Consider the following 282-nt stretch of genomic DNA (forward strand, 5'->3'; position numbering starts at 1 on the left):
CATCTAGCACGCCCGCATGCCTCAGCATGCAGTGACCTCGGCGGACCATTCGCATGATCTCGAACCCCTTCAGGGTCGTAGACGCGGTCTTCATTCGCTGGAACCCGCGAGCCGGCCGGATCATCCGCTTGATCGCGCCGTGATCCGCCTCGATGATGTTGTTTAAGTACTTTGACGTCCGATGCTCGACGTCTTTCGACAGCAACCCTTCATTCTGCAAGCGCCGAATTGCCTTCGGATACTCACTGCCTTCAAGGCTTTGCGCAGGAAGCGATAAGCCGC

The 282-nt window shown here is 57.8% G+C and carries 1 protein-coding gene; it reads right to left on the reverse strand.

The features are described 5' to 3' along the window. On the reverse strand, positions 1 to 282 hold a 282-nt coding region (locus E4K09_RS02785; RefSeq protein ID WP_134495035.1), incomplete at both ends, for a DDE-type integrase/transposase/recombinase.

The sequence above is a fragment of the Microvirga pakistanensis genome, assembly GCF_004458765.1.
In the GTDB taxonomy this organism is placed as follows: Bacteria; Pseudomonadota; Alphaproteobacteria; order Rhizobiales; family Beijerinckiaceae; genus Microvirga; species Microvirga pakistanensis.